Genomic DNA, 13,680 nt, shown 5'->3' with positions numbered 1-13,680 from the left:
ACTTCCTTCCTATCTAGTCATTACATGACTTATGCGAGTGCTAACGTCTTTTTTTGATGTTTTTGTATTCGTTGTTCTACTGCTAGGTGAATCAATATTTGAGGCTGTATCACTGCTTGGTGAGGTTGATTGATTTGTTCTAAAAGTGCTTTATATTCGAAGAGTTCTTGCTTGATTTGTTCTATATCCATTTCTCCATTTACTGTAACTTGCTCTTTCCAAAATTCTTCCCAGCATTCATGACGATTGTTATACATACTAATTCTCCTCCCTTTTTCAGGAGGGATGCTCTCAGGAAAGAACATCCTTCCTAAACCAAATTTGTTATCATTTGTGAAAATGCTTATGGAAATTGGCTTTTGGATCTATAAGTTTCATTCCTTTTTCATTACTAGCTAATGTCATCAAAAAGCTTGAAAATGCCATCCCTCTCCCTGTAATTCCAGTCAATTCAGATGACAGTTTGGAATGATTCACGCGATTTCCCCTTAGCTGACTCAATCTACCGATATAAAAACCACGTTTGCTACGCATATGTTTAATTGGCTTCATTACATTTCTCCCTCTCATCGTTTTATTTTTTTATATCGTTAAATGGAAATGTTCTATATTTTTATAGGATAAAAAGAATAATTATTGAAAGTTGATGCTCTTGAAATCGAAATGTTTTATTGATTTTGAAAAGCATTTATAATTTTTGACTTGTATAACCAAAAAGCTACATAAACGATGATTTGAGCCCCTACAACAAGTAAAGTAGATTGATACTGTATTAGCATACTCAGTACGTCCCTCCTCATAACTCTTCTAAATTTGTAGAAAGGATTTTTATTGGTTGCTGGTGATCTTGAAACAGAACATGTTGTATATCGTTTTTCAACTGAAACCCATCTTCAGGTAATGCTAGTAAATACGATTTTTTGTATTTAATCCCATCGATCTGATAATGTACATCAAACACGCACATTGTGTCCCGCCCTCCCTTATCAGTTGAGAGTGTTCCTTATATTTCTTGTGTTGCTTTTTTACGTATTCTGTACGCGTAAACTGCTATGACACTGCCAAGGGCGACAAGTGCAGCTCCAATCCAGTACCAATATGGATTTTCTGCTTTACCGCCTGTTGTTGGTAAATGACTTTCTACTTTCTTCGGTTGTTCTTTGATTTGTTTTAATTGTTCTGGTTGTTTTTCAATAATGTGTGGTTTCTCTGGTGTTGTTACAGGCTTTTCAATCACCTGTGGTGTTTGTGGTTGCTCTGGTTGTGGGTGAGGTTGTTCTGGTTGTTCCGGTTTATGTGGTTGCCCTGGTGTTGGTGGAACTTCTTTTTTCTTGTCTTGTACTGTGTGTTTGATAATCTCGCCATCAGCTTTAATTCCAAAAGAGAAAGTCTCTTCGTTAATTAAGTAGCCGTCTGGGGCAAAAGTTTCTTTGTACGTATATGCCCCCGCTGGAAGCTTCTCAAATTTCGCAATTCCTTGCTCGTTTGTTTTTCCTTTCACGACTTCCTTGCCTTGTTCATCGTAAATTGTGAATTCTGCGCCTGGTAGCTTGTTGTTTCCGTAAGGTAAGCACCCAGCGCCTTTTTGTATTTCTACAATAGGTTTCCAAATACTCCCTCCCAAACCGTACGTACCCCTCTCGAGGTATACGGCTTTCCACCTATCCATCTAATCTTCCTGCGTGTAGGTCTCGATGGCATTTTTCACATAGAGCTAACGTTTTTCGCTGTCTGGCTATCATTTGTTGTTCCCATAGCTTTTTTCCCTTTAAGTCTTTTAACTTTCTTATGTGATGAATATGAATTTTAATTCCTTTTGACTCACACCATTCACATTTTTCAGCCAAAAGTCTTTCAGTTAGGCTAGTTCGCCATGTGTATGTTAATGTATTGGGAATTTCATCAATATTTATATTTTTATCCTTAATACTCTTGACCCATTGAAATCCATCATGATATAAGAATCGTGTTTTCATTCCGTTTTTAGTTTTATATGTAACAGCGAATTTTCCATTAATGTTATATTTTTTACGTATTTTACTGATTGATGTTTTATATTTGGCCGCGAAAGTTTTATACATGCTATATTCCATAATATATTTAAAGTTATTAAGAGTACTTACATTACAGGCTAGTTTGAAATAGTTATACAATCCTCTAATTTCAGCATTATATATACTTAAAATTTCAAGGTCGTCTTTAGTGATTAAGTAAGCCCTATGTTTAGGTTTCCATGTATTCTCTTTTGTAATAAAAAGAACATCTAAGGCTAGTAACTTCTCAAACCATATGTCTTTAGAGAGTTGTAAATGACATACTCCTAGCTGCGTTCTTCTAAGATAACCTCTTTTCGTTTTCTTTACTTGTAAGGAGCGATTTATTTTAATATCATAACTGAGAAATTTAGCTACTTTGCTACTATGCGTGATAAGAGTTTTATCTAGGGATAGCTCAAGACCAAGATGATTTCGAAGAAATTCATGTATATCTTCTTTGAGTTGTATAGCCTCTTCTTTACTACCTATTACTCCTAGAATAAAATCATCTGCATATCTGACGTACTGTAGCCTTTTATAGTTTTCATCCATTGGTTCGCCCTGAGATATAGCTCTTTTCATACTTGATATTTCTTTACATTTTTTCTTAATTTCTTGTTTCTTTTTCTCATCTAATGTATGCCAATGTTCTCTACATTTCTTTTTCAATGTCATCTCTCTGGCATGTAACGTCCCATACTGCTTTGTTTGTCGTCTTTTCTGTCCCTTATCAAAATTCCGTTTATATTTTTCAATATATGTATCTAATTCATTTAGATATATATTGGCAAGAATAGGGCTGATAATTCCACCTTGCGGAGTTCCACTATATGTATTGTGAAATACCCAATTTTCCACATACCCAGCTCTCAGAAACTTCCAGATTAGGTTAATAAATTTTTCATCCTTAATATTTCTACGCAATAGTTTAATGAGTATATGGTGATGAATATGGTCGAAAAAACTTTTAATATCTCCTTCAATAAACCATTTGACTCCATTGAAGGTATTTTTACACTGCATTAAAGCAGTGTGACAGCTTTTATTTGGACGAAATCCGTGAGAAGATGTAGAGAAATGCTTCTCGTAAATAGCTTCAAGTATGTTTTTTACTATTTCTTGTATGAGCTTATCTTCAAATGAAGGTATTCCCAATGGCCGTTTATTTCCATTTTTTTTAGGAATATATACTCGTTTAACCGGTGTAGGCTGATACGTTTGTGCTTTGAGCTGGCTAATTAACTCAGCAATTCGGTCCACATTCATTCCATCTATCGTTTTGTCATTTACTCCCGCTGTAAGATTCCCTTCTTTCGCATACATCTTCTGATAGGCCAAATAATAAAATTCTGGGTTATAGAGATTACGATATAACTTTTCAAATACGTAATGCTCTTTTGTTGCATGGGAAGATAGATTATCTAAAACTATTTTTGGATTTCTCATAGCGTCTCACACACTTTCCAATTTTGTTTTAAGATAGAATAGGCTGTTTCCCTTCGCCATGTATTAGGCTTTCCCCAACTCAGACTACTACGAAAACTCCGTTACCTTGTCAATTTTTCATGAGTCACACTTCTTGGCAGTGCCTTGAAGTCATTCTCAATAGCCTGTAATAATATTAGGCATTTTGATTTAGGTAATCCCCGTTTATCACTTTAACAACTGGCTTTCTACAATATCGGGTGTGACTTTCGCCTTTTTCCTCTTATGGAGGATGGGTGGTCCTGGATCACTAGGATTAAGAACGCGGACGGTATTCTTTTCCCTGCATAGAATTTTGTTCCAACTCTATTGAGACCATGTAACGTTTCTAACTATCTTTCGCTACTAGCGACATTATACTCCCTCGGGCTATCATTCAAGCAGTTTAGCTTTCATCCTTGTTTGTAGTATTTCACCTTGCTCTTCAGTCTTGACGGGATAGTTCGCCAACTTAGAGCTTTATCAACATGCTATTGTCCCCTTCCGATTTCTCTTTCAGGTTAGTTGATTGATGATAGGGTATACATGTGATCTTTCCCTACATTAGTGCCACCTAATGATTTGTTAAAGCGACCCTACGGGCGCACATCCGCTACATCTACTTTTGTGATTTCAAGCGTTCCTTTTGCTTGTGTATTCTTCGCAATCAGTTCTATTGTTTTACCGTTTTCCGTAATACTAAAAGGAATTGGCTCTTTCACAAGAATGTAACCAGCTGGAGACGTTTTTTCAATCCATTGATATTGGCCAAATGGTAAGTTCTCAACTTTGATGACACCATTTTTATCCGTTGTGTGCTCACTAATTGAACTTCCTTTCGCATCTGCAAGGATAAAGACCGCGCCTTCTAATTTCTTTTTACTATCTTGATCTACTTTTAGTAACTGTACATTCCCTTTGATTTGTTCATTCTTCATTTCAACAACAGCAACTTCACCCGTTTTCACTTCAAAAGACTTTGGAGTGGAATCTAGCACATATCCGACAGGTGCCTTTACTTCTTTAACAGTGTACGTCCCTAGTTCTAAGTTACCAAGTTCGGCTACACCATTCTTATCAGCTGTAATCGTTCCCATAACTTCTTGATTGCTATTTAAAACTTCAAATGCAGCACCTGGAAGTGGCTTTTTGTTTCCATCTACCTTCATGACTTTTAAGCCGCCATTCGCTTTCCAGTACACTTGTAAGTCTGTACTTACTTGCTCTTGGCCACGTTCTAACAATACCGTTGCATCCTGGATTGTATCAGTTCCCTTGTATGCAATCGCATTGTAATTTGTTAAATCTGAAACGACTTTTAAGGATAGTTCGCTACTCTTAGAGGATTTTGGTACTTGAATACGGAACTCTTCTCCTAGTTGGAATGTTTCTTTCGCTTCACCTTGTTCTGTGATAACACGCGTACCTTCTGGTGCATTGCTCATTTTCACTTTGAATGTACCCTTCTTCGCATTTGTTTGTACTGCATATGTTGTCGTTTCAAAATATTCGCCGTTTAGCTGTGCTTCTTTCTTATCTGTTGGAACTACATTCATGTATACATCTTGTGTGTCTTGACTCTGATCCGCTGCATGAATGATTGCTTTCGTTGCTTTTTCAACAGCTGCATCTTTAAATTGTAATTCTGCCGTATTGATTTGCCCCAATGAATTCCATAAGGCCAGCTGTGTTGAATAATGCGCCTGTTCCCAAGTGGACACCCCTAATTCTTCAGGACTCTTTTGTGGGTATCCATTTAACAAGACACGGTACACAATATCATTTGTTCGTCCGCTCTCAGGAAGGTCTTGACCATTAGGTGATTTCAGGCCGTATACCAGGCAATAAGCTATTTGACCACTTGCATTCTTGAGTAGTTCTGTCCGTACGTCTTTTCCATACTGTGGAGAGTATGCCCAATCCATGTTGTATTTTTCATGATTGATGACTTCCGCACTTGCTTTATTAAGCGGTATGAAGAAGCTCATGAGCAGTAAGGATACACTCATGACGAGTAGTAATGCTTGATAGGATCGTTTCAAAATCATTTTGACAGCTCCTTTAGTAGTATCAAGTTTTCAAAGAACGAAATAAACTTAATTTTCTGAAATATGAAATCGTGAAAATAAGTTAAATTTGTTTCTTTTATTGGTTGTTCATATACAATATAGATGTATAATTATTTTTTATTAAAACTTAAATCATTCTAATTTTGCTCGGTAATACGTGGAATAGAACAGCTTCTCAACTGGTTGTTCAAGTAGATTTGCAAGAAAAAAAGCTCTACTCTCAACTAGCCCTTTTTTTCCAGTCTCTATATGATACAAAGTTTTTATTGGAATATTAGAGATTCGAGAAACTTCCTTAATTGTAAGTCCTTTTGCTTCTCTAACATTACGTATTATTGTCAAAATCTCACCCCCTTAACTACATTCTATTCTCCTTAAAGTAGAATGTCAACACTGTTAGGATAAAAAAATATCCAGAAGGTGAATATATTGATCGGAGTGAAATGCATGATCCATAACTTTTTCGGAGAAAACGTTAGAATATTAAGAAATTTTAAAGGGCTAAATATGAAAGAACTAGGAGATATACTAGGTGTAGCCAGTAGTACAATTTCGAATTGGGAAAACAATAGAAAACAACCTAGTTTTGAAATGCTTCAAAAAATCTCCCTTTATTTTAATGTTAGTACAGATCGACTTTTGAATCATAAAATTGTTGATGATGATTTATTTACAGATGAACAACGCAAAGAGGTAGTAGAACGCTTAGCCCAAGACCTGTATGAAAGTTACAAAAGTATTCCCGATAGGGATAAACCTTTTTTAGAAAATGAATTACTTGAGTACGCTAAGTATTTGAAACATCGAATCGATATTAAAAATAGTATTCAAAAAAACAAATAGCCAAGATACTATTCTAAATTTCCCTGACTTGATTTAATAAACTCAATTAATTGTAATATTTCACGATAAGTGTCTAGAACTGAGTTATCCTTGTCTAATGTTTCATTAAACCAATTTTTATCTAATTGTAATTCCATATAGAAATCCCCCTATTTTTATATTGAATTTTTGAATTCACTTCCAAAATGGCACGAAATTTTTTCGCTTTTTAAAAATGTACCACCCCCAAAATGCAAGTAAGACGCCACCAAATGGTGACGTCTTACTTTTTTATATCAACTTACTTTTCACCCGCCCCCGGGGTCAACTTTCATATACATTATTTTAGAATTTTCTTGTTTTACTTCTTGTTGTGAGCTTGTTGTACCTGGTTGACAAATCGCTACCAATATCATTAAAGTATAAACAGTAGTAATGATAAATCTATTCAACAGTTCCCACCTCTTCTCTTATTAATTCACGTTTTACATATTGAGAATAGAAAATATTACCCGTGAATTCAAATGCCTCTAGAGCTTGCTTCAACCCCATTATATCACCATTTACTTTAGAATATGAGTACATTTGGAATGGAGAAAACCCATTTCCATCTTTCTTTACTTCTTCGTATAATATTTTCCCCTTTGCTTTATCTCCATGCATAGATTCATAAAAAGCTAATTCTGATTTACTAATAAACCGAAAATCAATTTTATCTAGATTAAACCCATTAGCTATATATAAATGAGCTAATGTAGTCTTAAATGCGAGATATTTTTGAGCTTTTTGTGCTACTTCAATGTTTTCACACATTGATATAGCTTTTTTTATGTACTTTTCTGCTGTTTTTATACATTCGAAAGTAAAACTCTCCCCCAAGCAACACCAAGCTGTCGCCTTAATAGTATCAATATCCATTTGAGAATTAAGAATTTCGTAGCAAGTTTTTCTACAATTTTCAATATCATTTTTCATTAAATAAATATATGCTAGTCTTTCTTTATATTTCATTTGTAAACATTTCTTTATATAAGACTGATCTATACCAACCAAGTTAACTTTAAGTTTATCTGCATATGGGATTATCGCATTATAATTCTGTTTATCATACATCGCTTCCATATAAATTATATTTAATGCAGCCTGGCAATCTGGATCTGCTGAGAAATCATTTTCATAAATTTCATCAAGAAGTTTTTGTCCTCTAGCTTCATTTTGGTTTCGTTTATTTTGTATTTGATATATAGTTATATACTTTTCTACACTTGCTGTTTTCTCATGTTTTTCTACTAATTTTTTTATTAAGTCAAATTCACCCATAGCCTGACAATAGCATAGTGCCTTGCGAATATTTAATGGCCCTGTACAAAGAAGGATATATTGGCGGATAAAATAATTTCTTTCTTCTGAATTTTCACAAATATATTGAACAAGTTCTAGAAACACTTCAAATTTAAATTCTTCTGTCTTTCTTTGTAATCCATTATTAATAGTTGTTCTACTTGTTCCAATATCTTTAGCAATTTTTCTAGTGCTCATCTTCTTTGATTCTTTAATTTTTAATAACTCTTTCATCAACCTCTCCACATGAATGCCTCCCCTTAAAGCAAAAGTTACTTCCCAGTAAGAACATTTTTTAGAAACTCATAATTTTTATGAGTTATTCTTTCTAGAGCATTAAGATAAAATTGATTCTTTATTCTAAATATGATTAATTATCATCATGGATTTTTTACTTGTGACTTAATAAAAAGTGATAGGCTATATACTGAATTGAAAAATACTTCAAACCTAATTCATTGGTCTTCTTACTATATAGATACCGTTATTTTACCATGTAACCCTTATCAATTGATGTTTATTGAGCTGTCTAAAATATTTCTCAAGTTTTTGTATATTTTCCCAATTAGCAGAACATAAGTTCTATTAATTGATAAAAAAAATAAACTTACTGTTTTTTATCATCTAATCCAACAATACATTTACAGTTAGGATAATATAACCCTCTCAAAGGGATTGATATTATCTCAATAACAATATAAAATATAACATATGAATTATAATTAAAACTTACATAGTTAATTTTGAATTAAAAAATAAATCATAAAACCCCCACAACACACCCGTTTTAGATTGGTCTATAGTTTGGCGACTCTAACCAATTTAAAACTCCAATGAAAGTAGGGGTCTTAATTCACAAATCAATATTCACTTCTATAAAAATTATAACACAAAGTGAATTTGGTGTGAATAAGAACCTCTATTTTCCTAAGATTTTTCTGTAAGTGTGTACAGAGGGAAAAATAGGAGGCCTTTTTGTGTTATTAACTAATTTTTTACTAAGTACAGCAAAACGAGAATTAAGTCCGCAATTATATCGTATCCCTAAGTGTAAGACGGGAGCTATCAATCAAGCAGTCAAAAGTGTAATCAAAGATATTGATAACATTCTTTTTGAGTGCGAGGGCAAAACTACAAAAGAATACTTCGAGAAAACGCCACGCCGATATGAAGCACTTGAAACCGTGCTTTCCTACCTTGTTCAAGAGGGATTTTCCCAAGTTAGACAAGAGCAAATTAGCCGAAAATCAGGTATTTCTGTACCTCTGATTAACTTTATTCTAAATTGGTTAGAAGATCTGGAAGTATGCCACCAAATTAAAACAAGACGCCACAATAAAATTGCGCCATCTATTTATATTTTGAGCCTACATAATAATTACTTGAAAATTATTGAGTATTTTAAGCAAAAATGGGCATTAACAATTGATGTTTTTTCTAGATTTACAGAGTTTCTGTCCAAGAAAATTAGTAAGAAAAAACATCAGGATACAGATAAAAAAGAGGATGCTCCGGTTTCTACATGCCATGGATTCGATTTATTCACTCCTGTCGAACCTGATGAAGTAGAAGTTAAGGAACAAAAAAATGGGGAGCAAGAAACGCATTCTAAAGAAGATAAAAAATTAGAACTTAGATTCCAAGAGATGGATGAACACATGAGCGATGCGCAAAAGAAGCTTTACATGTACATTCTTACCCAGGATACAAACATTTCTGAAAAAGATGCTTATATAATTGCGTTACGTATGCCACCAGATGTAGATTGGGAGGTAAAAAAGACTTTCAAAGATTGTGTGCAACATTTTGAATCGAACAAATCGCAAGTAAGTACACCTGCACACTTTATAAAAATATACACAAAGCGACTAACCGCAAATAGAGAGCGCCGAGATCGTGAAGCAAAAGAGTATCTTGCTAATACGGAATTTGGAAAGGCTTATAAGAGTACAATTGACTTTGGTCTATTTCGAGAAAGGATGGGCTTTAAGAAATAAAGTTTATTAGTTTGCTAGTTCTTAAAGCTTGTATTTACAACAAAATAAGAACCATGTAGCCTTGTTGAAAAAATTGAACCTCACAAGGCTTTTTGTCATGCAATCATGATTGCTATTTTTAAAATCTATTAATCTTATTATTTAACTTCAAGATGTTAGCGCCGTTTTCATCAAGAAAATACAAGGAATACATCATAGAATGATAGCTGAATTTCATTAGGGATTAAATAAGGAATTGAATAAGAAGAAATCTCTAAGTTCTTGTGAGAGTAAGGATAAATGCCCTAAAATAAATCCTAATGTATTTAATGTTTTTAATTCTTTTAAAACAAGATTTAATAATAAGAGTATCCTATGAAATTTTTAGATCTTTCTATCTTTGTTTCTTAATCTTATTTTTAAGTAAATAGCCGGAATTTCCACTTATATTTGTATTTCATATATAAAAGATAAACATACAATTTCATGCATCATCTTATATGAAATTCCTTTTAAAACACAAACAAACTTTCACTCACAATATGAGAGTATTCGTCTATTTTTCATACAGATCATAGTTTAGCAGATACATATATGCATGAATTTACTACAAAAGAAACTATATTTGTAAGTAAATAATACTATGAAAATGCAATGAAACTTTGATGACTATCTTGTGAATTATTAATGTTCACGGTCATCAATTATGCATCAGTTTAAAAGTATTCTCAAGCATAGAGACTATCAGGCTAATTACCATATCCAAATATAAAAGGTAAAGACTCAGCTCTCCTGTTAAGGGTATCTCGATTCAGCTATGAATCAGATTCCGTTGACAGGCAGAAAGTTTCTACAACTACATTCACGGCGCGGCGGCCCCCATTCTTTGCTTCGTGTCTTCCCTCGGATACCCACACATTATTCGTCTTTCACTTATCGTACGTGTCTATGCCTCTTGTGCCTTCTCCTGTCTAGCCCGGCCCTCATGTCTCCGCATGCGTCGCTTCTCGGTGCAGCAGAAAACCCCTCCGGCACGGCAAAAGCTGCGGTCAGCGCCACACACACAAACGAGCAGAGCTAGAATCCCCTATTGCTTGTTTGTCTGGTTTTCCGATACAATTGCGGTACACAATTTTTAGGACAAAGGAGTATATAGCCATTACATGGGATTCCACCCTTGAAGACGTGGCCGCAAGCCTTCCACAGTGAAACAATATCGGTATGATTTAACCTTGTTTACCTCTTGGGTTCAGAAACAGCTTAATTCGCCTCCAGAAGACGTGTTTCCCTCTTCCGATGTAGACGTATTGGATTGTTACTTAAAACCGCTTAGAAAGGAACGTGAGGCTTCGATTTCGAATGTGAAACGTGTCCGAGGGATTTTAATCAACTTTTTACAGTTTCGCGGTGCCGCAGATAGTTTAAAAAGCGACATAGCACCGCCCAAACTTACCTCTAAGCACTTTGCATCGGATGAGGAAATAGTGAAGTTATTACGTGTTATGCAGAGTTATAGTGGGTTAACAGAGTATCAAGCATCTGGAAGGAAGTTTATTATGGATCGTAATGTATTATTGGTTCATTTCATGTTGCATTACGGCCTATCGATTCAAGATATTATTACCCTTTCTATGCATGATATTAATTTGGGGACAAATACGATCACGCCAGGCGATTTGCATGCCTATAAGCGCTCTATTACCCTATCAAAAGAAGATATGAAGCTTGTCTTGTCGTATTACAAAAAAATCCCGAAGCTTATACGGCCACGCCAACAGACAGGGGATCCCTTCTTTGTTGCTTTTGACTTTGGACCGCAAACATTTCGCTGGGATTATGAAAAGGATCAACCAGCTGCATTGACCCGGATTGCCGTTCAACGAATGCTGCAGAAAGAAGTGAAACGTGCTGAAATTAAAGTTACACCTACTATGTTGCGAAATCGATTTATCCTAAATGCATTGCAAAATGGCATGAAACCCATTGAAATCAAAGCGTATTTAGGATTAAAAAGCGTTGAAGCATTGCATAGATACACTCAATTCTGGAATCAAGAACAAAACAAACACAATCTAATTAACTTTTAAAAGCCCTGGTGCAACCACTATATCAGGGCTTTTTGTATTGTAGAATTTATGATTCTAACAAGATGTTAACTTAATTTTAAATGTTAACATTACTTATTTTTAATCTATTTTAGTCAGGGGAAATCCCTTTATTATAAATGTTTTTGAATTAAAATACATGTTAACTTCCTAAAAAAATACTTCTAATATAAAATGAAACATGATATATTGTTAACAAAGATAACTAAAGGAGTGATTGGATAATGAAAATTTCAATGATGAATAAGGATTCTGGAAACTCTCTTGATATGAATTTAATCGATGGGTATTACATCGAAATCCCTACAAACGTTGTGGAAATCAGTAAAGAAGAAACTGAATCTCATTTCGTTGCAACAATTAACAATCCTAAAGAATTACTTTCTCGCTTATTAATTTCAACAACAATTCCTGACGAAGAGAAAGAAAGATACTTTCTAGTCGGTGATGAAGCCGCAAAACACGCGTTAGCAAACAATCATGTGAATAAACTCCACGATAAAATTACAAGTCACATTCCCTACGTTATGTTTTTATCTGTTGTTTCTTTTTATCATGCTATTAATGAACAACGTGCATCAGACGATGATACAGTTGAAATAGAATATTTCCAAACAATGCTTCCTATCTGGTTATTAAAACGCACGGCGAAATTTAGCGAAGCCCAAAATGCAATGGCTGAACGATTCGCTGGAGAACATCAAGTTACGATTCATACTCCTGGAATGGAACGAACGCTAAAAATCAACATAGAAAAGGCTGCTTGTCGAATTGAAGGTGAAATTGCACGTTTAGGTATCAAGAAAAACTTTGAATTAGAAGATCGTGAAGAAGCAAGACAGTTTGATAATAACGATACAGTATTAGTTGATATTGGCGGTGGAACAATTGACCTTGTTTTATCACCAGCTGGTTTAAAATCACCGAAAAACCGTGATTCCATGCAACCAATTGATAAATTGGCTTATCTGTCTCATATTGAAAAGTTAAGAAAAGAAAAATTCCTAGAATATTTCTCTGACTTACGTTCTTTTGAAACATTCATCGTGAATAACTTCCAAAAACCTAAAATGGAACTAGTCGATGGAAACACGGGGGAACGCTTGGATCTTACAGATAAAATTCAATCTTCTTTAAAGGAATTTGCAAAAATTCTTATTCTAAAAATTCAAGATGTCATGCCAGCTCCAGCTGATAAAGTTTATAAATACATCTATTTTGGTGGCGTTGCTCCCATTTTAGAAACGAGTATTCATGAAGTCATTGAAGAAATGTATGGAGCTGAAATTGCTCAAGCAAACCACATTTTTATGCCAGATTCCCGCAAATTAAACTTATACGGACTTGAAGTAAAAAGCCGTGGTGAAATGCTACAAAAGGCGGATAAATAAACGTAGACAGGAAGGAGGAGCCACATGGGACGTACAAAAAAAATAGAGAAACAAACGGTCTTTGGTCTTCGAACAGATCACATGAGCGAAAAGGTGTATAATCATCTAGAAAAAAAAGCTCGTTCTAAAAGACTTGCATCTTATATTATTCAATTAGTTGAACAGGACTTAACAAAACAAGAACCTTTCAATGCAAAAGATGAACTTATGGAAGTTGCACAAAACCAAGAACACATGATGAAAGCAATGGAACAACTTACACGTAAAATTTCAGCGCTCCAAGTGGCTCCAGTATCAACTGTTCTTATGTCAACTCAAGAAAATACAACAGCATCCCTTGAAAATGATCTATTAAAAGATGTAGGGCGAATGGGACAATTAATAACAAATTCCACTGTGACAGGATCACTAGAGGATGATGATTTAGAAGATCCAGACTTTTAGAATTTAAGCAAAAAAGGTTGCTCTTTATAAGA

At 34.5% G+C, this 13,680-nt stretch carries 13 protein-coding genes and 2 pseudogenes; 5 read left to right on the top strand and 10 right to left on the bottom strand.

Annotation, left to right across the window (positions count from 1 at the left end):
- Positions 1-29 precede the first annotated feature (29 nt).
- The 7 genes and pseudogenes from ACP6L7_RS34725 to ACP6L7_RS34695 form a co-directional block, all read right to left on the bottom strand.
- Complete coding sequence (locus ACP6L7_RS34725; protein WP_430529808.1) at positions 30-257, bottom strand: hypothetical protein; 228 nt, start codon at positions 255-257, stop codon at positions 30-32.
- 70 nt (positions 258-327) lie between these two features.
- Positions 328-552, bottom strand: coding sequence for a hypothetical protein (locus ACP6L7_RS34720; protein WP_430529807.1), 225 nt, complete (start codon positions 550-552; stop codon positions 328-330).
- A gap of 244 nt (positions 553-796) precedes the next feature.
- The gene (locus ACP6L7_RS34715) at positions 797-967 is read right to left on the bottom strand and encodes a hypothetical protein (RefSeq protein WP_430529806.1); all 171 of its coding nucleotides are present in this window, start codon (positions 965-967) and stop codon (positions 797-799) included.
- A 36-nt stretch (positions 968-1,003) separates the two neighbouring features.
- Positions 1,004-1,618, bottom strand: a pseudogene (locus ACP6L7_RS34710) (prealbumin-like fold domain-containing protein); the annotation flags it as partial.
- A gap of 43 nt (positions 1,619-1,661) precedes the next feature.
- A complete protein-coding gene (locus ACP6L7_RS34705) occupies positions 1,662-3,482 on the bottom strand; it encodes a reverse transcriptase/maturase family protein (protein WP_430529805.1) in 1,821 nt (606 codons plus the stop codon).
- A 626-nt stretch (positions 3,483-4,108) separates the two neighbouring features.
- Positions 4,109-5,548: pseudogene (locus ACP6L7_RS34700) on the bottom strand (SpaA isopeptide-forming pilin-related protein); the annotation flags it as partial.
- 153 nt (positions 5,549-5,701) lie between these two features.
- The gene (locus tag ACP6L7_RS34695; protein WP_097847928.1) at positions 5,702-5,911 is read right to left on the bottom strand and encodes a helix-turn-helix domain-containing protein; all 210 of its coding nucleotides are present in this window, start codon (positions 5,909-5,911) and stop codon (positions 5,702-5,704) included.
- A 105-nt stretch (positions 5,912-6,016) separates the two neighbouring features.
- Here ACP6L7_RS34695 and ACP6L7_RS34690 point away from each other — a divergent pair, with 105 nt between their 5' ends.
- A complete protein-coding gene (locus ACP6L7_RS34690) occupies positions 6,017-6,412 on the top strand; it encodes a helix-turn-helix domain-containing protein (protein WP_430529804.1) in 396 nt (131 codons plus the stop codon).
- A gap of 8 nt (positions 6,413-6,420) precedes the next feature.
- Here the strand turns inward: ACP6L7_RS34690 and ACP6L7_RS34685 are convergent, their stop codons facing one another.
- The 3 genes from ACP6L7_RS34685 to ACP6L7_RS34675 form a co-directional block, all read right to left on the bottom strand.
- A complete protein-coding gene (locus ACP6L7_RS34685; RefSeq protein WP_277680432.1) occupies positions 6,421-6,549 on the bottom strand; it encodes a hypothetical protein in 129 nt (42 codons plus the stop codon).
- Between the two features lie 150 nt (positions 6,550-6,699).
- A complete protein-coding gene (locus tag ACP6L7_RS34680; RefSeq protein WP_430529803.1) occupies positions 6,700-6,843 on the bottom strand; it encodes a hypothetical protein in 144 nt (47 codons plus the stop codon).
- Positions 6,836-7,966, bottom strand: coding sequence for an AimR family lysis-lysogeny pheromone receptor (locus ACP6L7_RS34675; protein ID WP_430529845.1), 1,131 nt, complete (start codon positions 7,964-7,966; stop codon positions 6,836-6,838). Before ACP6L7_RS34675 ends, ACP6L7_RS34680 begins: the two co-directional genes overlap by 8 nt.
- 743 nt (positions 7,967-8,709) lie before the next feature.
- On the opposite strand from ACP6L7_RS34675, the gene ACP6L7_RS34670 reads away from it, so the two are divergent.
- The 4 genes from ACP6L7_RS34670 (at position 8,710) to ACP6L7_RS34655 (ending at position 13,648) form a co-directional block, all read left to right on the top strand.
- Positions 8,710-9,729 carry a Replicase RepFR55 gene (locus ACP6L7_RS34670; protein ID WP_430529802.1) on the top strand — a complete coding sequence of 340 codons (1,020 nt, stop codon included), beginning with the start codon at positions 8,710-8,712 and terminating at the stop codon, positions 9,727-9,729.
- A 1,184-nt stretch (positions 9,730-10,913) separates the two neighbouring features.
- Complete coding sequence (locus tag ACP6L7_RS34665; RefSeq protein ID WP_430529801.1) at positions 10,914-11,795, top strand: tyrosine-type recombinase/integrase; 882 nt, start codon at positions 10,914-10,916, stop codon at positions 11,793-11,795.
- A gap of 242 nt (positions 11,796-12,037) precedes the next feature.
- On the top strand, positions 12,038-13,204 hold the full coding sequence (locus ACP6L7_RS34660; RefSeq protein WP_430529800.1) for an Alp7A family actin-like protein: 1,167 nt from the start codon (positions 12,038-12,040) through the stop codon (positions 13,202-13,204).
- Positions 13,205-13,228: 24 nt separating this feature from the next.
- Positions 13,229-13,648: a hypothetical protein gene (locus ACP6L7_RS34655; RefSeq protein ID WP_430529799.1), complete on the top strand. Its 420-nt coding sequence runs from the start codon at positions 13,229-13,231 to the stop codon at positions 13,646-13,648.
- The last annotated feature ends 32 nt before the right edge of the window (positions 13,649-13,680 follow it).

Origin of the sequence: Bacillus silvicola, from assembly GCF_050524305.1 — a bacterium.
Taxonomy (GTDB): Bacteria; Bacillota; Bacilli; order Bacillales; family Bacillaceae_G; genus Bacillus_A; species Bacillus_A cereus_AT.
This window is presented reverse-complemented; position numbering and strand designations above follow the sequence as displayed.

Coding starts and splice junctions, on each gene's coding strand:
- ACP6L7_RS34725 (WP_430529808.1), bottom strand. CDS start 257: ATGTATAACAATCGTCATGAATGCTGGGAAGAATTTTGGAAAGAGCAA.
- ACP6L7_RS34720 (WP_430529807.1), bottom strand. CDS start 552: ATGAAGCCAATTAAACATATGCGTAGCAAACGTGGTTTTTATATCGGT.
- ACP6L7_RS34715 (WP_430529806.1), bottom strand. CDS start 967: ATGTGCGTGTTTGATGTACATTATCAGATCGATGGGATTAAATACAAA.
- ACP6L7_RS34705 (WP_430529805.1), bottom strand. CDS start 3,482: ATGAGAAATCCAAAAATAGTTTTAGATAATCTATCTTCCCATGCAACA.
- ACP6L7_RS34690 (WP_430529804.1), top strand. CDS start 6,017: ATGATCCATAACTTTTTCGGAGAAAACGTTAGAATATTAAGAAATTTT.
- ACP6L7_RS34685 (WP_277680432.1), bottom strand. CDS start 6,549: ATGGAATTACAATTAGATAAAAATTGGTTTAATGAAACATTAGACAAG.
- ACP6L7_RS34675 (WP_430529845.1), bottom strand. CDS start 7,966: ATGAAAGAGTTATTAAAAATTAAAGAATCAAAGAAGATGAGCACTAGA.
- ACP6L7_RS34660 (WP_430529800.1), top strand. CDS start 12,038: ATGAAAATTTCAATGATGAATAAGGATTCTGGAAACTCTCTTGATATG.
- ACP6L7_RS34655 (WP_430529799.1), top strand. CDS start 13,229: ATGGGACGTACAAAAAAAATAGAGAAACAAACGGTCTTTGGTCTTCGA.